Here is a 3,274-nt window from a genome sequence, read left to right as displayed (position 1 = left end):
CGGCGGGCGCGGGCGCGGCGCCGGCCTGTTGTTGCTGCCCGGGCTGCCAATTGGCGGGCACCGCCGTGCTGACGGTCGGCACCAGCCGGTCCAGCTCGGTCGTGATCGCGGGCGTGACGTCGGCGGCGGGCTGGTTCAGCAGCACCGCCTGCGGCGACACGATCAGCCCGATGTTGCGCGCCTTCACCACGGCCTGCACGGCGTCGCTCAGATGCTGCTGGAGCTGCTCCAGCGCATATTGCTGCGCGCGCTCGGCGGGCGCGGTGATCCGGGCGATCTCGTCGCGGCCGGCGTTCTGCTTGGCCTGGATCGCCTGAAGCTGTGTCTGGAGCGCCTGCTGGTTGGCATTGGGCACCGCGCGCGCGGCGTTGAATTGCGTCACCAGCGGCTGCAGCTCGGCGTCGATCGCCGTGCCGCGCGCCTGTGCCTGGTCGATCTGCGCCTTGTAGGTGACGCGGATCTGCGCGACGGCAGCCTGGAACGCCTTGGTGTTGGCCATCGCCGCCTGCGGATCGGCGGTCGCGACCTGGCCGACCTGCGCCTGGACGGGGGCGGCGGTGAGGAGGGCGCCGGGCGCGGCGATCGCGGCGGCGGCGAGGAAGCGAGCGAGCTTGAGCATCAGAATTGGGTTCCCACGTTGAAGGTAATCAGTTTCCTGTCGTCGCCCGGCCGCGACAGCAATGCCTTGGCGATGTCGATACGCAACGGGCCGAACGGCGAGTTCCAGTTGACGCCGAACCCGACGGACAGGCGCGGCATGGCGCTGTTGCCCAGGAACCGCTCCAGGAAGGGCGCCTGACCCGGGATGGTCGCGTTCACCTCCGTGCCGACGCACGCATCGGTCGCCATCGCGGCATAGCCGACCGGACACAGCGTCGTGCGCGACTGGGTGACCGTCGGCTGGGTCGCGTCCGGTACATAGGTGTTCGCGTAGAGCAGCTTGCCCGTCGCCGGATCGGTTGCCGGCAGCGGCTGGACGATGCCGTTGGCGTCGACCGGGAACGTCGCCGTCGGCAGCGGCTGGACGATGCCGAACAGCGAGCCCGCCTGAACGTAGATGGACGGCCGCAGCCCCAGCTCGCGCGCGCCCGAGCCGAGCGGCAGCTCCAGCTCCAGCCGGCCAAGGTAATAGGCGCGCCCGCCCAGCGCGTCGTCGGTGATCTGGTCCTTGCTCGTCACCAGCGTCTGCTTACCGGTGACGGGGTCGGTGGTGTAGGGGATCCGCTGGACGCGCGGACCGACGCCGCGGATGTCGAAGCCGCGAAACTGCGGCTCGCCCAGGTAGAAGCGATCGGTGATCCGCACCTTGTCGATGCCCGCGCCCCGGCTCTTCTCCAGCGACTTGATCCAGCCGCCTTCGGCGTTGATCGAGGCGACGAAGCCGCCACCCAGGCCCTTATACTTGGCGAACTCGGCGCGCGTGCGAAGATACTTCACATCGCCGCCCAGCCCCGCCAGGTCCTGGCCGAAGGTGAATTGCGAGCCGCCGGTCGGGCGCAGCCGGCTGTTGAGGCTGTCGTTGATGATCGAATAGCCCACCGACGAAGTATAACGGTTGCCCAGGCTGTCGCACAGGTAGCGACCGGCCTTGAGCGGATCGCAGACCCCGTTGGTGTAATAGGTGCCCTTGTCCAGCCCGACCTGGTCATAGGACAGGCCATAGCGCGCCGACAGCGACCAATATTCGGTCAGCGGCACGCCGGTGCGGATCTGAAAGCCGGTCGAGACCTGCGAATAGGTGGTCTGGCGCGTGTCGCCGATATAGGAGAAGCTGTTATAGTCGCGGCGGAACAGGTCGATGCCCAGCGCGATGTTCTTATCGAACAGGTAAGGCTCGGTGAAGCCCGCCTCGATCGACTTGGAATAGCTTGAATAGTTGACGCCCAGCCGCAGCTCCTGGCCCTTGCCGCGGAAGTTGCGCTGCGTGATATTGGCTTGGATGATCGCCTTTTCGAGGCTGGAATAGCCGGCCGACAGCTGCAGCTCGCCGGTCGATTTCTCCTCGACGTTCGCGTCCAGCACGACGCGGTCGCCGGCCGAGCCCGGGTTCTGCTTGATCTCGAACTTGTCCTGGAAGAAGCCGAGCGAGTTGATGCGATCCTGGCTGCGCTTGACCTGGAAGCTGTTGAACGCATCGCCTTCCGCCAGCCGGATCTCGCGGCGGATCACCTTGTCCTGGCTCTGCGTATTGCCGTTGATGTCCACCCGCTCGACATAGGTACGCTGCGCCTGCGCGATGTGGAAGTTCACCGTCATGGTCAGCGTGTCGCGGTCGGGCTGGTAATCCGGGTTCACCTCCGTGAAGGCATAGCCGAACAGGCCCGCCGCCTGATTGAGTTGGTCGACCGAGTCCTCGACCTGCTTGGCGTTGAACCATTCGCCCTTCTTCACCGGCAGCGACGAGGCGAGCCGCTTATTGTCGAAGTCGCGGATCTCGCTGTCGACGGTGATGTCGCCGAACTTGTAGCGCTTGCCCTCCTCCACCACGTAGGTGATGATGAAGTCCTTCTTGTCCGGGGTCAGCTCCGCGACGGCCGAGATGACGCGGAAGTCGGCATAGCCCTCGGTCAGATAGAATTGCCGCAGCTTCTGCTGGTCGTAGTTGAGCCGATCCTGGTCATACGACGTCGCCGACGAGAAGAAGCGGAACGCGCGTGCCTGCTTGGTCGCCATCTGGCCGCGCAGCTTGTCGTCGGAGAACACCTCGTTGCCGATGATGTTGATCTGACGGACCTTGGACTTGGCGCCTTCGGTGATCTCGAAGACGACGTCGACGCGGTTCTGGTCGAGCGACACCATCTTGGGGCTGACCACGGCGGCGAAGCGGCCCTGGCGCCGGTACAGTTCGATGATCCGCGCCACGTCCGCGCGCACGGCGGAGCGGGTGAAGATCTGGCGCGGCTTGAGCTTGACCTCCTTGTCGATCTTGTCCTGCTTGAGCGTCTTGTTGCCCTCGAAGATCACGCGATTGATGATCGGGTTCTCGCGTACGCGCACCACGATGTCGCCCGTCTCGGCGCCCTCGATCCGGAAATCGGCGAACAGGTCGGACGCGCCCAGGTCCTTGAGCGCCTGATCCAGGAACTCCGCGTCATAGGGGATGCCGACGCGCAGCCGCGTGTAGGACAGCACCGTCTCCGGCTCGATGCGCTGCGATCCCTCGACCCGCAGGCTCTTGATCGTCTTGGCGTTGGGATCGGTGACCTGATGCTCGGGCCCGAGCGTCGGGGCGGGCAGCGCCTGGACCGGTCCCGTCGCGCCGCCGCGCGGGCCG

2 protein-coding genes are annotated in these 3,274 nt (G+C 66.2%); both read right to left on the bottom strand.

Annotated features, from left to right (window positions below; translation table 11 throughout):
- Window positions 1-619, bottom strand: a 619-nt coding sequence (locus HUU95_RS11820) for an OmpH family outer membrane protein (RefSeq protein WP_174280290.1), incomplete at its 3' end; no start/stop codon positions are given.
- Window positions 619-3,274 (bottom strand): outer membrane protein assembly factor BamA (gene bamA / locus HUU95_RS11815; protein WP_438827210.1); only part of this gene is annotated, 2,656 nt, incomplete at its 5' end. The genes bamA and HUU95_RS11820, both read right to left, overlap by 1 nt.

The sequence above is a fragment of the Sphingomonas bacterium genome (genome assembly GCF_903643065.1).
GTDB lineage: Bacteria > Pseudomonadota > Alphaproteobacteria > Sphingomonadales > Sphingomonadaceae > Sphingomonas.
The sequence above is the reverse complement of the archived record's forward strand: the minus strand, read 5'-3'. Positions and strand labels throughout refer to the sequence as shown.